Source organism: Pseudoalteromonas piscicida, from assembly GCF_002744175.1.
Lineage (GTDB): Bacteria > Pseudomonadota > Gammaproteobacteria > Enterobacterales > Alteromonadaceae > Pseudoalteromonas > Pseudoalteromonas piscicida_B.
The window spans coordinates 1-16,661 of sequence record NZ_NKHF01000009.1 but is presented as its reverse complement, the minus strand read 5'-3'; the positions used below and the strand labels follow the sequence as shown (position 1 = coordinate 16,661).

Annotated in this window: 15 protein-coding genes; all 15 read left to right on the top strand. The window is 41.8% G+C overall.

Annotated elements, in window-relative coordinates; all coding sequences use genetic code 11:
* Nucleotides 1-27 precede the first annotated feature (27 nt).
* The 15 genes from CEX98_RS02735 (at nt 28) to CEX98_RS02665 (ending at nt 16,338) form a co-directional block, all read left to right on the top strand.
* A complete protein-coding gene (locus tag CEX98_RS02735) occupies nt 28-792 on the top strand; it encodes a flagellar basal body rod protein FlgF (RefSeq protein WP_099640600.1) in 765 nt (254 codons plus the stop codon).
* A gap of 16 nt (nt 793-808) precedes the next feature.
* Nucleotides 809-1,597, top strand: coding sequence for a flagellar basal-body rod protein FlgG (flgG, locus tag CEX98_RS02730; RefSeq protein WP_099640599.1), 789 nt, complete (start codon nt 809-811; stop codon nt 1,595-1,597).
* 16 nt (nt 1,598-1,613) lie between these two features.
* Nucleotides 1,614-2,297: a flagellar basal body L-ring protein FlgH gene (gene flgH / locus CEX98_RS02725; protein WP_099640598.1), complete on the top strand. Its 684-nt coding sequence runs from the start codon at nt 1,614-1,616 to the stop codon at nt 2,295-2,297.
* An 11-nt stretch (nt 2,298-2,308) separates the two neighbouring features.
* On the top strand, nt 2,309-3,418 hold the full coding sequence (locus tag CEX98_RS02720) for a flagellar basal body P-ring protein FlgI (RefSeq protein ID WP_242441599.1): 1,110 nt from the start codon (nt 2,309-2,311) through the stop codon (nt 3,416-3,418).
* A 102-nt stretch (nt 3,419-3,520) separates the two neighbouring features.
* On the top strand, nt 3,521-4,489 hold the full coding sequence (gene flgJ / locus CEX98_RS02715) for a flagellar assembly peptidoglycan hydrolase FlgJ (protein WP_099640597.1): 969 nt from the start codon (nt 3,521-3,523) through the stop codon (nt 4,487-4,489).
* A 1-nt stretch (nt 4,490) separates the two neighbouring features.
* Nucleotides 4,491-6,506, top strand: coding sequence for a flagellar hook-associated protein FlgK (flgK, locus tag CEX98_RS02710; protein ID WP_099640596.1), 2,016 nt, complete (start codon nt 4,491-4,493; stop codon nt 6,504-6,506).
* 2 nt (nt 6,507-6,508) lie between these two features.
* Nucleotides 6,509-7,744 carry a flagellar hook-associated protein FlgL gene (flgL, locus tag CEX98_RS02705; protein WP_099640595.1) on the top strand — a complete coding sequence of 412 codons (1,236 nt, stop codon included), beginning with the start codon at nt 6,509-6,511 and terminating at the stop codon, nt 7,742-7,744.
* A gap of 318 nt (nt 7,745-8,062) precedes the next feature.
* The gene (locus tag CEX98_RS02700; protein WP_099640594.1) at nt 8,063-9,028 is read left to right on the top strand and encodes a flagellin; all 966 of its coding nucleotides are present in this window, start codon (nt 8,063-8,065) and stop codon (nt 9,026-9,028) included.
* A gap of 475 nt (nt 9,029-9,503) precedes the next feature.
* A complete protein-coding gene (locus CEX98_RS02695; protein ID WP_099640593.1) occupies nt 9,504-10,472 on the top strand; it encodes a flagellin in 969 nt (322 codons plus the stop codon).
* A gap of 152 nt (nt 10,473-10,624) precedes the next feature.
* The gene (locus tag CEX98_RS02690) at nt 10,625-11,590 is read left to right on the top strand and encodes a flagellin (protein ID WP_099640592.1); all 966 of its coding nucleotides are present in this window, start codon (nt 10,625-10,627) and stop codon (nt 11,588-11,590) included.
* A gap of 85 nt (nt 11,591-11,675) precedes the next feature.
* Nucleotides 11,676-12,092: a flagellar protein FlaG gene (locus CEX98_RS22820; RefSeq protein WP_172439712.1), complete on the top strand. Its 417-nt coding sequence runs from the start codon at nt 11,676-11,678 to the stop codon at nt 12,090-12,092.
* Between the two features lie 27 nt (nt 12,093-12,119).
* Nucleotides 12,120-13,514 (top strand): flagellar filament capping protein FliD, encoded by a 1,395-nt coding sequence (gene fliD, locus CEX98_RS02680; protein ID WP_099640591.1) that lies wholly within the window; start codon nt 12,120-12,122, stop codon nt 13,512-13,514.
* A gap of 17 nt (nt 13,515-13,531) precedes the next feature.
* Nucleotides 13,532-13,954, top strand: a complete 423-nt coding sequence (fliS, locus tag CEX98_RS02675; RefSeq protein WP_099640590.1) for a flagellar export chaperone FliS — start codon at nt 13,532-13,534, stop codon at nt 13,952-13,954.
* Nucleotides 13,944-14,240 carry a hypothetical protein gene (locus tag CEX98_RS02670; RefSeq protein ID WP_099640589.1) on the top strand — a complete coding sequence of 99 codons (297 nt, stop codon included), beginning with the start codon at nt 13,944-13,946 and terminating at the stop codon, nt 14,238-14,240. The genes fliS and CEX98_RS02670 overlap by 11 nt, the downstream gene beginning before the upstream one ends.
* Nucleotides 14,241-14,247: 7 nt before the next feature.
* Nucleotides 14,248-16,338, top strand: coding sequence for a motility associated factor glycosyltransferase family protein (locus CEX98_RS02665; RefSeq protein WP_099640588.1), 2,091 nt, complete (start codon nt 14,248-14,250; stop codon nt 16,336-16,338).
* Nucleotides 16,339-16,661: the final 323 nt, after the last annotated feature.

Below are 16,661 nucleotides of genomic sequence, written 5' to 3'. Positions count from 1 at the left end.
TAAGTTAGAATTTTATAGGTCATCGTCATGGATAAAATGGTGTATATCGCAATGTCAGGCGCTAAGCAAAGCTTACGCGGCGTGGCGCTGAAAGCGAATAACCTTGCTAACGCCAACACGACTGGCTTCAAGGCTGATTTCGCTCAGGCTCGCTCGATGCAGGCGTTTGGTGAAGGCTTACCAACTCGAGTATTTGCGATGCAGGAGCGACCGGGCACGAATATGACCGGTGGCGCAATCGTTGAAACAGGTCGAGAGCTAGATATAGCGGTAGATGACAAATCTTGGCTGAGCGTGGTTGATGCGTCAGGGGAAGAGGCATATACCAAAGTCGGAACACTCAACATTCGCAATGATGGTGCTTTGGTAACTGCACACGGACGTCAACTTATTGGCGAAGGTGGGCCAATCGTATTACCTATTCCCGTCGAAAAAGTCGTGTTCAGTGACGATGGCTCTATCCAAGTCCGCCCTCAGGGAGCGCCAGCCAATTTTCTTGAGGTCGTTGACCGATTGAAAATTATTGAAGCTGACAACAGTAAGCTGCAAAAAGGAAATGATGGCCTGTATAGACCTAAAGAAGAAAAGTTAGAAGATGGGATTTGTGGTTTTTGTGAAATATCACCAACTGCAAAGGTAATGAGTGGCTTTTTGGAAATGTCCAATGTTAATCCCGTTCACGAGATGGTCGACATGATCAACCATCAACGACAGTTTGAAATGCAAATTAAGCTGATGAAAACAGCTGAAGAAATAGATGAGCGACACACTTCGCTCCTACGCATAGTTTAAGAGTGAGGTAGAGATTATGAATCCTGCATTGTGGATAAGTAAAACAGGCTTAGATGCACAGCAAACCGATATTTCGGTCATATCAAACAACTTGGCTAACGCCAGTACTGTCGGGTATAAAAAGAGCCGTGCAATTTTTGAAGATTTGTTATATCAAAATATTAATCAGCCGGGTGGTCGTAGCTCTCAAGATACCGAGTTGCCATCAGGGTTAATGCTAGGTGCCGGTGCTAAAGTGGTTGCCAACCAGAAAAACTTTTCTCAAGGCAATATGTTAAGTACCGAGAACTCACTGGATTGGATGATCCAAGGTCCTGGTTTCTTTGAAATCCAAATGCCAGATGGTACTACGGCTTACTCTAGAAATGGTCAATTTACAACTGATGAAGAAGGTCGAGTCGTGACCTCTGGTGCTGGCTTCCCCGTTTTGCCTGAAATGAACGTACCTGATGATGCTCAATCAATTACTATCTCTCAAGATGGTGAAGTCTCTGTCCGTGTGGCAGGACAAGCAGAAAACGTGGTTATCGGGCAGCTAACGATTAGTGACTTTATTAATCCATCAGGTCTTGAGCCAATCGGTCAAAACCTCTATACAGAAACAGCGGTAAGCGGTGCACCGGTTCAGGGTAACCCAAGCGTTGAAGGGTTAGGCAAGATTGTTCAAGGCGCGTTAGAAACGTCAAATGTGAACGTAACCGAAGAGCTCGTGAATCTAATTGAAACCCAGCGTGTGTACGAGATGAACTCAAAAGTTATTTCATCCGTTGACCAGATGCTGAGTTATATTAACCAGCAGTTATAATTGGGTAGGGGGTAGTATGCGTGCATTATATTTAGCTATCGTAACCGTTGCTGCATTGTCTGGATGTAGTACAACACAGAATAAAAATGTGGTGCGTGACGATCCGTATTATGCGCCCATTTATCCAGAAGATAATCAAGCACAAATGGTGGCAACGGGCTCGTTATTTAACACGCAGTTTTCTAATGATCTGTATGCCGACAAAAAAGCGGTACGCGTCGGCGATATTATTACCATCGTGCTGAGAGAAACCACTCAAGCAACCAAGGCTGCGAATTCTCAGTTAGACAAATCAAGTGATTCAAGTCTTGATCCCGTGATTGGGCTTGGTGGTAATGCGGTTAATATTGGCAAAGAGGCAATACAGTTTGGCGCGAGCTCTAGCTCTTCATTCTCAGGAGATGCGCAGGCCAACCAATCAAATAGTCTATTTGGTAATATTTCAGTTAACGTTACCCGGGTGCTACCAAATGGTAATTTAGTGGTCCGTGGTGAAAAATGGCTGACCCTTAATACTGGGGAAGAGTTTATACGCCTTGAGGGGCTAGTAAGACCGCAGGATGTTAAAGCGGACAATACCGTAGAGTCAAACCGCGTAGCCAATGCGCGGATTCAATACTCAGGTAAAGGTGACCAGCAAGAAGTGCAAAGCGCAGGTTGGTTAACAAGCTTCTTTATGAGCGCAATCATGCCATTTTAAGGGGGCGGACAATGACTCGTTTTTTCAAAGATATTTTATTTATTTGCACTTTCTCTGCTGTGGCGTGCTTTTCCTCGGCAGCTTCTGCTGAGCGAGTCAAAGACGTTAGCATGGTAGAGGGCGTGCGCTCTAACCAACTGGTGGGCTATGGCCTAGTTGTTGGCCTACCGGGCACAGGTGAGCAAACTCGTTTTACCGAGCAGAGCTTTAAGGCGATGCTTAATAGTTTTGGGATCACCATGCCAGCAAACTTGAAACCAAAGATTAAAAATGTCGCGGCCGTTGCGGTTCACGCTGACCTGCCACCGTTTGTAAAGCCAGGTCAAACCATTGACGTTACGGTCTCTTCAATTGGCAGCGCAGGAAGTTTACGAGGTGGTACGCTATTACAAACCTTCCTAAAAGGGGTTGATGGAAACGTCTATGCAATCGCACAAGGCAGCTTGATTGTAGGTGGCTTAGGTGCTGATGGTGCCGATGGCAGCCGAGTTGTAATCAATACACCCACGGTTGGACGTGTGGCAAACGGAGCAACCGTAGAGCGTGCTGTCCCAAGTCCATTTACGCAAGGTGATTATATTACCTTTAATTTGAACCGTCCTGACTTCACTACTGCAAAACGGTTGGCTGATACGATTAATGATTTAGTTGGTCCAAATAGTGCTAAGCCGATGGATGCCGCTTCAGTTCGAGTTATCGCACCGAGAGACCCTTCGCAACGAGTCGCTTATTTATCGACACTGGAAAATCTAGAGTTTAAACCTGCAGATACAGCTGCCAAGATCATCGTGAATTCGCGTACGGGTACAATCGTTATCGGCAAGAATGTCAAATTGCAACCTGCAGCCATTACCCATGGTGGACTTACAGTGACCATTGCTGAGCAACAAAATGTTTCACAACCAAATGCACTTGCCAATGGCGAAACCGTGGTGACACAACAAAGTATTATCGATGTGGATCAAGACGACTCTCGGGCATTTGTATTTGACCCCGGCGTGAGTTTAGACGACTTAGTGAGAGCGATAAACCAAGTGGGGGCTGCTCCTGGCGACTTAATGGCGATTTTGGAGGCACTAAAAGAAGCTGGTGCAATAAATGGTCAATTAGTCGTCATTTAATGTTCTATTATTAATCAACTAGTTAGCCTCACATTTGTGGGGCTTTTTTTTGGCTCGGATTTTGCATTTGTTTAAGTATTACTATCAAACAGTGCTTAGTGTATGAACACCGATCAATTGAAAAATCAGAGCTTTTTTGATCTAGGTAACCTCGATTCCATCCGTAAAGAGGCGCTTAAGGGTGCCGGTGATCGAGATGCTTCTGATCAAGCGTTGAAAAAGGCTGCACAACAGTTTGAGTCTATTTTTACCCAAATGCTGCTACAGAGCATGCGTAAAGCTAATGAGGCGCTTGAAGATAAAGACAGTCCTTTCAACTCTAGCGGCGTTAAGTTTTTTGAAGAGATGCATGATCAACAACTTGCTATGCACCTCTCCGAAAAGGGAAGTTTGGGCCTTGCAGATCTTATCGTCCAGCAGCTTTCTCCAAATTCAGAGAAGTACAAGCCAGCATCCGTACTTCGCGCAGACGGTGATGTTGCATTGAAAAAGTCACAGCCTGAAAGCCGTGAAAAAGCAGCACCTATGCCCGCATCAATAGAAACAGCGCAACCTAATAAAGAACAGCAAAATTTTGGCTCGCCTGAGGAGTTTGTCGAGGGCGTATGGGACTATGCAAAATCAGCAGCGAAAAAATTAGGTTTAAATCCAGCAGTTATGGTTGCTCAAGCAGCGTTAGAAACGGGTTGGGGCAAGCACATCATCAACAAAAAAGATGGCAGCAGTAGCTTTAATCTTTTCAATATCAAGGCAGACAGTCGCTGGAATGGTGAAAGCGCCAGAAAATCGACGCTTGAATTTGAACAAGGTTTACCTGTCAAGAAACAAGCAGATTTTCGAGCTTATAACTCTATTGAGCAGAGTTTTGAAGACTATGTCAGTTTTATCAAAGGTAACCCAAGATATGAGCAAGCCCTAGATAAAGTGAATGACAGTCATGCATATTTGAATGAGCTGCAAGAGGCAGGTTACGCAACCGATCCAAATTATGCCAACAAAATCAAATCAGTTTTAAAGCGCATTGATATATCTGATGTTTTATCTGGTGCGTTAACAAAGGGAGTCAGATGAAATGTCATTTGATCTATTAAATATTGGTGCAGCTGGTATTCGAGCGAACTCAGAATTACTAAATACCACCAGTAAAAACATTGCTAACCTAAATACCAAAGGTTACATCCGTGAACGAACAGAACACGGAACAATGATCGGTGGCATGGTAGGCCGTGGGGAAACGGTTCGGCTGCTTAATCAATTTGCACAGCAGCAGCTAAATCGTGATATTTCAAATCAGTCTTACTATGAGCAATTTGTGACTGAGGCAAGCCGCGTTGATACTCTATTTGCTCAAGAATCAAATAGTTTGAGTAAGAGTATTAACTCGATGTTTAATAACCTACAAAGCGCAGTGAATTTACCATCATCCACAACCAATCGCTCATTATTTATGACTGGAGCTGAAGGCTTAATCGACCAAATGGATAGGCTGTCTGGTATTGTGGTTGACCAAAATAGCATTGTGAATGAACAGTTAGATATTTTTTCAGAAGAAGCTAATAACCTCGTTCAAAAAATCAGCGAGCTCAATAAACAAGTCGCAAGTAAGCATGGACTCAGCCAAGAAAATGTTGACCATAGCGTTTTAAATGAGCGCGACCAAGCTATTAAAGAGTTAGCTGAGCTTGTAGATATCGAAACACTTGATGGTAAAAATGGTGAAAAGCTCGTGTTTTTAGGTAACGGCAGTTCGCTGGTTATGCAAGATGGCGCTTTTAATTTATTTGCAATGCGTGGTAATCCAGATCCTAACCACAAAGAATTAGTGCTGGATATCAAAGATCAAGATGTAGTTGCAATAGAGTTAGACAGTGACAGTTTAAAAGGCAAAATTGGTGGCCTGCTAGCATTTAGGGATGAAGTTCTGATCCCAGCACAAAATCAACTTGGTCAGATCGGCCTAGCCTTGGCTGATGCGTTTAATCAGCAGAATAAACTGGGTATGGATTTGGATGGTAATATCGGCGGAGATCTATTTAAAATCCCTACTGTGGGTGGCTATGCTTATAGTGAAAATACAGGCACTGCCGCGCTCACGGCAACACTCGAGCCAGGGCGCGGCAATGAGTTGCCAGCCACAGATTTTCAGGTAACTTATACTAGTGCTACGACGGTTGAGATAACGGCAGTCGATGCTAAAGGGAATCCCATTGGCACTCCAACAACGGGGAGTATTGCTGGAGGAGTCATTACTGGCTCAGGCGACTACTTTGGTTTACAGATGAATGTAACTGGCAGCGGCGCAACAGGTGATAAGTTTTTGGTGAAATTAAACCAGCAAGCAGCTAGCAGTTTAGAATTGGCGACACAAAGACCTGAAGCCCTTGCTCTTGCTTCGCCAATTAGAACAGAGCTGTCAGCAGATAATAACGGAACTGCCACAATTTCGGCAGGTGTAGTGACTGACACAGATCCCAGTAGTAGCGCTTTTACTGCTGGAACGCCACCGACCTTAAATGATGGCCCCTATACACTCACCAAAACAGCAAATGCTGATGAATATACCATCACCAGTAACTCTGGGGTGACCCATACGTTTACGGCTCCAGCAAACGGTAAGGATATTCTATCTGGTGTGGGTGGCGGCGCGCCAGCACCCTTTAACAATCTTGGATTTACTTTTGATATAGAGGGCACACCGAACACTGGAGATAGTTTCGAAATTAGTTTTAACACCGGTGGTTTTGATGATAACCGTAACGGTGCTGTGCTAGATGGCCTTAAGTCTTCAGATTTAGTAAGACAAAATGTTGAGTCTACGGGCAGTACTGAAAGCCATAAAACCTTTAACGAGGCCTATGCAGATATTGTTACGGGTGTAGGGGTTATCACGAATCAAGCCAAAACCAATAGTGCAGCGTTTGAAGCATTGGCAAATCAATCAAGCGCTTGGTTCGAGTCTTTATCTGGCGTTAACTTAGATGAAGAGGCGGCTAACCTTTTACGTTTTCAACAATCTTACTCGGCTTCGGCACAAGTTATTTCAGCCGCTAGAACTGTGTTTGATACCTTATTAAGTGCAGCGAGGTAATTATGCGTTTATCTCAAAATCAGATTTTTAATACAAATCTCAATTCAATTTTGCGTAACCAGCAAGATGTTAATAAAGCGACACAACAGTTAAATTCTCAAAAAAGAGTATTGAGTGCATCCGATGATGCGTCGGCCACATCAAGGGCAATGCTTCTGGATGATAGAATTCAAGCGAATGACCAATTCACCAAAAATTTGACAATGCTGTCGTCACGTCTAGATACACAAGAGTCAGTTTTGAAAAATATTAAAACTGCGATTGATAGTGCGTACTCAAAGGCAGTACAGGCAGGTAATGGTGGACTTTCGGATGTGGATCATGAAGCGATAGCAGATGAGTTAGAAGCTATTCAAGATACCATCTTGGACTTGATGAACGCTAAGAGTGAAGATGGGAAGTACATTTTTTCTGGTTATCAAGACAATACACAAACATATAGTTTTGATTCAGCTTCTGGAAAGTATGTGTACAATGGAGATCAGGGACAGCATAAGATCAAAATTTCTGAGGGCGTTGAGGTGCGTTCAAGCGATAATGGCTTTGATGTATTTGAAAGTGCAGAAAAGCGTCTTAATGTTACTTCCAATACTGGGACCGTATCGGGAGGGGTCACCTCCGCATCTGTCTACGTAGATGAGCAAGGTGTGTTCGATAAATTTCACAAAGCGAATTACAACTCGGACCCAAGCGCGCCAGCCGGGGCAAATACCTTTGATTTGGTCGTTGCAGCGGGTACTCCAAATACCTACCAGCTAGAGCAAGGCGGCACCGTTATTTCAACAGGTAGCTTTGAGGGCAATTCTGTAAAAGTAGCTGGATTGGAATTCAAGTATGAAGGTGCAGCACCGGGGCAAATTAGCTTTGATTTGGAAAAGCCGCAGAAAGAAAATATTTTAAATACGCTGGAATCGATGATCACAACGCTTAGAGACCCCAATTTGTCTGAACAAGATTATAAGCAAATACTCGCTGACGGTATGACAGGCCTAGACAATGCCAAGATTCAGGTATCGCAGTCTCAAGCTGGACTTGGAGGGAGAATGAATGCAGCAGATCTGGTCTCAACGGCTAACTCAGATATTGACGCCGATAACAAGGCTAATAAAGCTTCTCTTATAGAGGTTGATTTTTATTCCGCTATTTCTGAGCTCACTAAACATGAAACAGCCCTGCAAGCATCACAAGCGACATTTGGTCGTCTTACAAACCTCTCCTTACTAGACTATATTCGTTAAAAAAGCAGCCTACAAAGGCTGCTTTTCTTTTAGAGCGGCATAACGTCACTTTTCTCTCTAACTCTTTGAAATACAAATGGGCTACTTCTCCATTGAGTTTTATACCGGCAGAATGTAAAACCTCGAACCGCAATCATAGTTTTCTATAATAAGTTAATTAAAATCATGCGGTTATATTTTTTTTTAAAAAAATACTAAAGGAAATTTTTTGCCGACCGATAACTTAATTAACCAAGCCGGAGAGTGAAAAACATTTAAAGGCTGGAAAAGAATCTAAGTTTGAGAGTGAAAGACTCGATTTAAAGTGGGAGAACCATCATGGCACTTTATGTAAATACTAACGTAAGTTCATTGAACGCACAAAGACAATTAATGAATTCTGGTAACTCACTAGATACCTCATTCAAGCGTCTATCTTCAGGCTTTCGGATCAACAGCGCAGCTGACGATGCGGCTGGTCTACAAATTTCTGACCGATTAACTTCGCAAATTAACGGTCTAAATCAGGGTAACCGTAACGCAAACGACGGTATATCTTTAGCACAAACTGCTGAAGGTGCACTGGACGAAGTAACCTCAATGCTTCAACGTATGAGAACGCTAGCACAACAATCAGCTAACGGCTCAAACACAGATGAAGACAGGGTTGCTATTCAAGACGAAGTTGATTCACTAACCAAAGAAATCAACCGTGTTGCAGCTGATACTACATTCGGTGGTCAAAACCTGCTTGATGGTACTTATGAAGCTAATTTCCAAGTAGGTGCAGACGCGATTCAAACTATCGGCTTTAGTATGAAAACCGTAGGTGATACAGCTAACTCTATTGCAGCAAATGGTGGTTTCACGCTATCTGGTATGGCTTCCGTTGCAAGTGCGGTAGGTGGTAAAGGGTTAACTACTTTAGCTGCGGGAATCTCTGCTGTAAGTGGTGCAGCGGTTAGCTCTGGTGATACATTTGCAGCAAGTTTCGCAGCGTCATCTATTAGTGTGACTTCACAAGCAAATGCTCAGTTGACTATGGCTGGTATGGATTCATTGATTGCAGTGGTAGACAAAAAACGTGCGGAACTGGGTGCGGTTCAGAATCGTTTTCAGTCAACTATTCGTAACCAATCGAATATCTCTGAGAACTTATCTGCAGCAAAATCTCGTATCAAAGATACAGACTTCGCTCAAGAAACGGCTAACTTAACGAAAATGCAAATCCTTCAACAGGCTAGCCAAACGATTTTAAGTCAGGCTAACCAACGTCCACAGGCGGCTTTAAGTCTACTTGGATAATAAATTAGGAAGGTAAATGGTGCCTAAGCCGAATGGGGTATTTGCTTAGGCACCGAATTGGATGATAAAGCGGAGGAGCTTAAAATCCAATAGCGTTCATGAAAATATATGAACACGTTAACTAAAGCACAAAGTATGCCAACTATGTGCTCAAAAAAATGACACTCACTCTCAAATATATAAAAGGGGCTATTTGGCCCCTTTTCTTTTCAAGTAGATATTAGCCTCGCCTTGCTCAAGCCATTATAGAGCAACATAACTTAGTAGAATCTAGCGATTCAGTATGGTTTTTATATATAGGATATATAAAAAAGAAAAAGTTGGATCGTAAATTGCTTTCTTTAATTAGATTTTAAATTTGGCGTCAAAGTGGCAATTGGTTGCCTTAGTTGGAAGTTTACCCGATGCATACATGCCGCTTTGTCATTGAACTATCTATCAATTAGATAATTGATTGGCAAAAAGAGAGTGAGTTATGGCTTTATATGTTAACACTAATGTCAGTGCGATTAATGCACAAAGACAATTGACGAATTCTGGCAATGAGCTGGATACTTCATTTAAGCGTCTATCATCAGGTATGCGCATCAACAGCGCGGCAGATGACGCTGCGGGTCTACAAATATCTGACCGTCTACAGTCGCAAATTTTAGGTTTGACGCAAGGTAATCGAAACGCTAATGATGGTATTTCACTTGCGCAGACTGCTGAAGGTGCACTGGATGAAGTGACATCAATGTTGCAGCGAATGAGAACGCTTGCCCAGCAATCGGCAAATGGTTCGAATACTGATGAGGATCGAGTAGCGATTCAAGATGAGGTATTACAGCTCGCAAAAGAGATTAACCGTGTAGCAGCAGATACCACATTTGGTGGCCAAAATTTGCTTGATGGCACCTATGAGGCTAATTTTCAAGTCGGTGGAGATGCAATTCAGACCATAGGTTTTAGCATGAAATCCGTTGGAGGTACTGCTAATTCAATTGCGGCTAATAACGGATTTACGATGTCGGGTATGGCCTCTATTGCGAGTGCTGTCGGAGGCAAAGGTTTAACAGCGCTTGCCGCTGGTTTATCTGCAGTTAGTGGTCAAGCCGTAAGTTCAGGTGATAACTTTGCTAGCAATTTTGCGATTTCTACAATTAGCGTTACATCCCAAACCAGCGCACAGCTTACTATGGCGGGTGTAGATTCACTTATCGCAGTCGTTGACAAAAAACGGGCAGAGCTCGGTGCTGTGCAAAACCGATTTCAGTCAACTATTCGTAACCAAGCTAATATTTCTGAAAATTTATCAGCTGCAAAATCTCGTATCAAGGATGCAGACTTTGCACTAGAGACTGCAAAACTAACAAAGAATCAGATATTGCAACAAGCTAGCCAAACTATTTTAGGCCAGGCAAATCAAAGGCCTCAAGCCGCTTTAAGTTTGTTACAAGGGTAAAATAATTTAAATTTAAAAAAAAGCTAAAGCTTTCTCTTTATTTGTCGATAGTAGAGTTAGAGAACTATCACTTTAGGACTCTAACTCCATTCAAAGCCGAAGGGTAGGGGTATCCCGACGTTTTGAAGTAAATTGATAAAGCGGAGGCTATTATGGCTTTATACGTAAACACAAATGTGAGTTCTTTGAACGCACAACGCCAGTTAACAAAATCTGGCAACGCACTTGATACATCATTCCAGCGCTTATCTTCTGGTATGCGTATCAATAGCGCGAAAGATGATTCTGCAGGTATGCAAATTGCTAACCGTCTTACTAGTCAAGTCAATGGTTTGAATCAGGGTAACCGAAATGCGAATGATGGAATTTCACTGGCGCAAACGGCTGAAGGGGCGCTAGATGAAGTAACTACGATGTTACAGCGGATGAGAACGCTGGCACAGCAGTCTTCTAATGGTTCGAATACTGATGAAGACAGGGTTGCTATTCAAGACGAAGTTGACTCACTAACTAAAGAAATTAACCGTATTGCTGAAGACACGACCTTTGGTGGTCAAAATCTACTTGATGGCACCTATGAAGCAAGCTTTCAAGTTGGTGCTGATGCAATTCAAACTATTGGTTTCAGTATGAAATCTGTTGGTGGTACAGCTAATTCTCTGACAGGGAATAATGGTTTCACATTGTCTGGATTAGCTTCGGTTGCTAGTGCAGTGGGTGGTAAAGGGTTAACCACATTAGCAGCAGGTATCTCTGCGGTGAGTGGTGCAGCGGTAAGCTCTGGTGATACATTTGCAGCAAGCTTCGCAGCGTCATCTATCAGTGTTACTTCTCAAACGAATGCCCAGTTGACCATGGCAGGTATGGACTCCCTTATTGCTGTCGTAGATAAGAAGCGTGCAGAATTAGGTGCGGTTCAAAACCGTTTCCAATCAACAATCCAGAACCAATCAAATATCTCTGAAAACCTAAGTGCTGCGAAGTCACGAATTCAAGATACTGATTTTGCGCAAGAAACGGCTAACTTAACTAAGATGCAAATACTGCAGCAAGCTAGCCAATCAATACTTAGTCAGGCCAACCAACGCCCGCAAGTTGCATTGTCGCTGCTTGGTTAATCGTAACCGTACCAAGCCACTTTGTACTTATAGGTTTTTTTTGGCAAAGTGGCTTATACTTAAAAGTTAGTATGGGGGAGATGTTATGATTGATGTTAGTGCGACCAAGAAGTTTGGAGATGACTTACCTTCGACAAATTTTGGAGTGACAAAGACCGACCTCAATGAATCCAAGGTAGACAAAGGCACAGAACTTGCTAGTAGAGGGGCAGTTAATATTGAGCGACCTAGTCTTGATATGCAAACAGATAAAGAAGCTATGTTTGCTGAGGTCAAAGAGAACCTTGAAAAGCTAAATAGTTACATACCGGTTACGGCGACCAATATCGTTTTTGAGTTCGATGAAGAGGGCGATCCCCCTGTGATTAAAGTGCTCGATAAAGAAGGTGAAGAGGTTATTCGCGAGATCCCAACCGAAGAGTTTCGCGAAGTAGCTAAAGCTTTAGAAGAATTTGCCGATAAACTATCTAGCAAAGGGTTGTTATTCAACCGTTCAGCATAACTCACCATTGATCTTAGGAGTATTGTTATGCCACTTATTACAAATGCAGGGGTTGGCTCGGGATTAAACCTTGAGGATATAATCTCAGCCTCTGTAGCTGCTGAAAATGTACCAAAGCAACGAGCATTCAAAATAAAAGAAGAGTCTCTCAAAGTAGAGTTGTCTGCTATCGGTGCGGTTAAGTCGGCTATGTCAGAACTTAAGGACACTATTGCGAAGTTAGCTGATTTGGATAACTTCGAAAAACGAATCGCTAACATTAGACAGCCTACCAGCGATGACGGAGATTTGGTGTCTGTAACCCCTACTTCTAAGATAACTCCAGGTAATTTCAATATTGAAGTGGTTAAGCTTGCTCAAGGAAGCCGAGCAATTTCTGAACCAAACTTGTTTACCTCTACTGAGGATGTGGTAACAGCCTCAGGTGGAACGATGACTTTTGAAGCCGGAGATAAGAGTTTTAATTTAACACTTGATGCAGGCGCTACACTTGCCGATTTACGTGATGCTATCAATGACTCTGATGATAATTTTGGTGTGACCGCTAATATTATCAATACAGGCTCCGAATCTAAATTGGTATTAACATCTACTGTCTCAGGTGATAATAATGATTTAATTATTAAAAACGATAATGCAGAGTTGGATAACGTGTCAACGGTAGCTACTGGAGGAGGGACCCCTGGTATAGTTACATCTGAAGCAGCACAAAGTGCGGAAATCAAAGTGGACGGTATATCAATCACAAGTGACACCAATACTTTTAAAGATGCAGTACAGGATATGACTATAACTGCTAAGCGTCAAAGTGTTGACGGTGAGACCGCAAAGCTTTCTGTTGAATATGACAGGGAGAGTGTGTCTAAACTGGTGGATGAGTTTATTGCAAATTACAATAAAATGATTGGACAGTTGAAATTTCAAACCCGAAAAGAAGAGGCCCTTAATGGAGACTCTACGATTAGGACTTTCGAATCTCAGCTGTTGAGTGCACTTTCTACAGAGTTGACCAATGCTGGGCCGTTTACGAGTATTTTTGATATTGGGATCGGGCTTGACGATGACGGCTATATGGAAAAATCAACCCTAGTTCGTAGTTTAAATGAAGCAATGGATGAAAATTTTGATGATATTGGCAAGGCTTTTGCTGGAGAAAACGGTGTTGGTAAGCAGTTAGAGTCGCTTCTTGAAGGCTACACGAATTCTGGCGGCATCATGAAGCAGCGTGAGAATACCTTAAATGAGCAATTGGGTGATTTAGAAGACGATAAAGAGAACCATAATTATCGTATGGAATCGTTAGAGTCTCGATTAAGAGAGCAGTATGCTGGTCTTGATGTTTTGATTGCTCAAATGAAATCGACCCAATCTTACTTAGGAGCTCAGTTAGCTAATCTACCTGGCTTTACGAAATCGAAGTAAATAGAGAGGCAAGTAATATGTATAATGCTCGAGTAAAAAATTATCAAAAAGAAGCTATAAAAACGCGTGTAGCGGGTGCTGATCGCTATGAAATAATCCAGATGCTTATGGCTGGTGCGGTTGAGAAAATGGTTTTAGCTAAAGTTGCTATTGAAAAGAAGCAGCTAGAAGCAAAAAGTGAACATCTGTCTCGCGCGTCTGCGATTATAGAGGCGTTAAGAGGGTGTTTGGATTTTGAAGTAGGCGGAGAAGTAACTGAAAATCTATATGCATTATATTCATATATGATTGACCGGTTGATCGATTCGTCTGTTAAAAATGACCCTCAAATCGTTGATGAAGTTATGAACTTATTGAAAGAAATCAAATCGGCCTGGGACGCAATCCCTGTTGATGTTCGTAATCAGACATTCAAAGAAAGCAGCGCTCATGCAAGCTGATTTAGATGCACTTGAATCTCAATTATTAGAAATTGAACATATGGTGCACAACGGTGAGTATGAGGTCTTGGCTGCGCAGTTAAACGCTTTTCGTCAGAGCCTTGAGAAGATATTTTGTGATTCGGTGAGTATTGAATCTGATCAATATGTTCAACTTGATTCAATTGTCACCCGCTACGAGGAGTTGACAAATTCACTGCAAGATAAACAAGATAAGATTAAGAAAGAACTTTCAACTTTGATGAAAAATAAGAAGAAAGTCGGTTTATATACTCAGTTAAAATAGGTTTTAAATGACCATCCCGCCAAATAATATTGAAAATCAAATTGACGAATTAGAACAAAAGCTTAGTGATGTAAAAGCACACGAAGAAAGAGAGCAGAAATTTGCACATGAAGCAAACGAACGCTTTGAAAAAAATCTTGCAGCGTTTAAAAAGTTTTACCCAGATATCTTTGAGCTAATTAGCAATTTTGAAACTCGCGAAGATTTTTGTATTCATGTGACAAAATCAGGTCATGGTAACTTCATACCTAAGGGTTTTACTGTTCCTTTATATTCAGAAGACCCCATTCAACAAGCCCGTGGACAAGTTGATGACCGTCTCAAAGCTCCTTATACAACTTTAACAGACTACTCTCACTATCCAGCTCAGGAAGATGGACGGATACATATAAGATATATGTCTGAGCTGACAAAGGAGATGAAGTTAATAAAAGCGGCAGAGCAAAAGAAAATTAAAGAATTGCCAGATGTATTCCCCTCGGCAATTATGTTTGGTGTTGGACTTGGTTATCATCTGCCTATTTTACTAGAAAAAAAATCATTTAATTATCTATTTATTATCGAGCCGGATTTGGAACAGTTTTTTGCCAGTTTATTCTGTATAGACTGGTTTGAGATTATTCATAAAATCGATGAAGCTGGAGATTGCTTATTCTTACTACTTGGGGCAGACGAAACAACAATAATAGATGATTTGGAAGCCATTTCTCAAGATATCGGCGCGTTTTCTTTAGTCAGAAGTTTCTGCTACCAACATACGCCCCAAGCAGAGACAAATAAAATAATATCAAAGTGGGTGCACGATTACTTTAAATTTCAGTATGGTCATGGTTTCTTCAACGACGCAATAACTGGCTTTTCTCATAGTGTGCATTTATTGGAGAAAAAAGCTAATTTTCTATTGTCTTTATCGCCCTCTTGTAAAGATACTAATATTCCGGTTTTTCTCATCGGTAATGGTCCATCACTGGATGAAGCTGAAGATTTTATAAGAGAAAACCAAGATAGAGCGATCATAGTCGCAGCAGGCACTGCGATAGCATCTTTACATAAAAAAGGAATAAAGGCGGATTTTCATGTTTTAGTCGAGCGGCCATATCAAAACTACGAGATATTTGGCAACATTGTACCTGAAGGCTATTATAAAAACGTTAATTTGCTAGGGATTAACACTTTATATCCTGATAACTTAGATAGGTACAAGTGGGCGGGAATTGCGCTTAAGGGCAACGAGGCAGGAACTGCATTTTTAAATTACCTGAGTATTGCTTTACATCGTAAGGAGTTGCCTTTACTGCCTTTTTGTAATCCAGTGGTTGCCAATACTGGCCTTTCGTTTATTTTAAGTGCAGGGTTCAAGTCCGTATACCTTTTCGGTGTTGACAATGGCAGGGCACCTGAAGGCAGGCATCATAGTAAAGATAGCATCTATAAAAGTTGTAATGAAGATGAGCGTGAAGCTGGTTATCTAAGTATACCGCTTCACGGTTATACACTTCCCGGAAACTTTGGAGGGGTCGTTGAAACGAATGATTTGTTCTTAACTGCTCATGGACAGCTAGAGAGGCTGACTTCTCATTATAAAAATAATACAATCTACAACGTTGGTGCAGGTGCTATGATTAAGGGGTGCGTACCCGTTCATCGAAAAGATTTACTTTCTCTGCCCATAGCGAATAAAGAAGATAAAAACAAAGTAATTGAAGCGTTCAAAGCGCAATTCTCTAGCATTGCTATCAGCGAGGTTAATGATAGCGTCATCTTCAGTGAAAAGTTTACCGAAATTTGCAATCACCTGATTGAGCTTGCTAGTTTGCCATATACCACTCGTCACGAGGCGGCGGATATTTTACGTAGACAGCAACGCTACTTATACGCTTTCAAAGACACTGCGTTAAGCTTTTTATTTCATATGCTCAAAGGTTCAATGCTTTACTATCATTGCCCAATGGTTACGTTACTGTATACCTATGAGAGTGAAGCTTTTACTCTAGAGTCATATCAAAAGGTTAATGCAATGTGGATTAGTTATGTACATGAAATGGAAGAGTACTTTAAAGACAATTATCGTGTTAAATGTGATTTTGGTAAGGGATAATTGTCAATTCAGCCTTGGTGAGTCATTCACTAAATAACCTGAACTTAAGGTAATAAGAAGTTGGTTAATCAACTAAAGTACCTAAGGTAAAAACGTACTATCACTCTAAGCAGAAGTTGTTTCTTAGTATAAGGCAAGTTTGTGTCTCAATAGCTGGCCTATTACAAGCAAATTTAACGCAGTAGTAGGGGATAAGAGCTGCTAAAGAGCAAGTTGTTATGCGGGGTCAGGTTAAATATACAGTTTTACATAGTTGTTAGTTTTTTAAGGGGCGTTTTGCCCCTTTCATTTATTCATTTCTAGCTGACTTAACTCAGTGCCTT

Bases quoted from the DNA above. Each gene is read 5' to 3' on its own strand.
- CEX98_RS02735 (WP_099640600.1), top strand. From the start codon at position 28: ATGGATAAAATGGTGTATATCGCAATGTCAGGCGCTAAGCAAAGCTTA.
- flgG (WP_099640599.1), top strand. From the start codon at position 809: ATGAATCCTGCATTGTGGATAAGTAAAACAGGCTTAGATGCACAGCAA.
- flgH (WP_099640598.1), top strand. From the start codon at position 1,614: ATGCGTGCATTATATTTAGCTATCGTAACCGTTGCTGCATTGTCTGGA.
- CEX98_RS02720 (WP_242441599.1), top strand. From the start codon at position 2,309: ATGACTCGTTTTTTCAAAGATATTTTATTTATTTGCACTTTCTCTGCT.
- flgJ (WP_099640597.1), top strand. From the start codon at position 3,521: ATGAACACCGATCAATTGAAAAATCAGAGCTTTTTTGATCTAGGTAAC.
- flgK (WP_099640596.1), top strand. From the start codon at position 4,491: ATGTCATTTGATCTATTAAATATTGGTGCAGCTGGTATTCGAGCGAAC.
- flgL (WP_099640595.1), top strand. From the start codon at position 6,509: ATGCGTTTATCTCAAAATCAGATTTTTAATACAAATCTCAATTCAATT.
- CEX98_RS02700 (WP_099640594.1), top strand. From the start codon at position 8,063: ATGGCACTTTATGTAAATACTAACGTAAGTTCATTGAACGCACAAAGA.
- CEX98_RS02695 (WP_099640593.1), top strand. From the start codon at position 9,504: ATGGCTTTATATGTTAACACTAATGTCAGTGCGATTAATGCACAAAGA.
- CEX98_RS02690 (WP_099640592.1), top strand. From the start codon at position 10,625: ATGGCTTTATACGTAAACACAAATGTGAGTTCTTTGAACGCACAACGC.
- CEX98_RS22820 (WP_172439712.1), top strand. From the start codon at position 11,676: ATGATTGATGTTAGTGCGACCAAGAAGTTTGGAGATGACTTACCTTCG.
- fliD (WP_099640591.1), top strand. From the start codon at position 12,120: ATGCCACTTATTACAAATGCAGGGGTTGGCTCGGGATTAAACCTTGAG.
- fliS (WP_099640590.1), top strand. From the start codon at position 13,532: ATGTATAATGCTCGAGTAAAAAATTATCAAAAAGAAGCTATAAAAACG.
- CEX98_RS02670 (WP_099640589.1), top strand. From the start codon at position 13,944: ATGCAAGCTGATTTAGATGCACTTGAATCTCAATTATTAGAAATTGAA.
- CEX98_RS02665 (WP_099640588.1), top strand. From the start codon at position 14,248: ATGACCATCCCGCCAAATAATATTGAAAATCAAATTGACGAATTAGAA.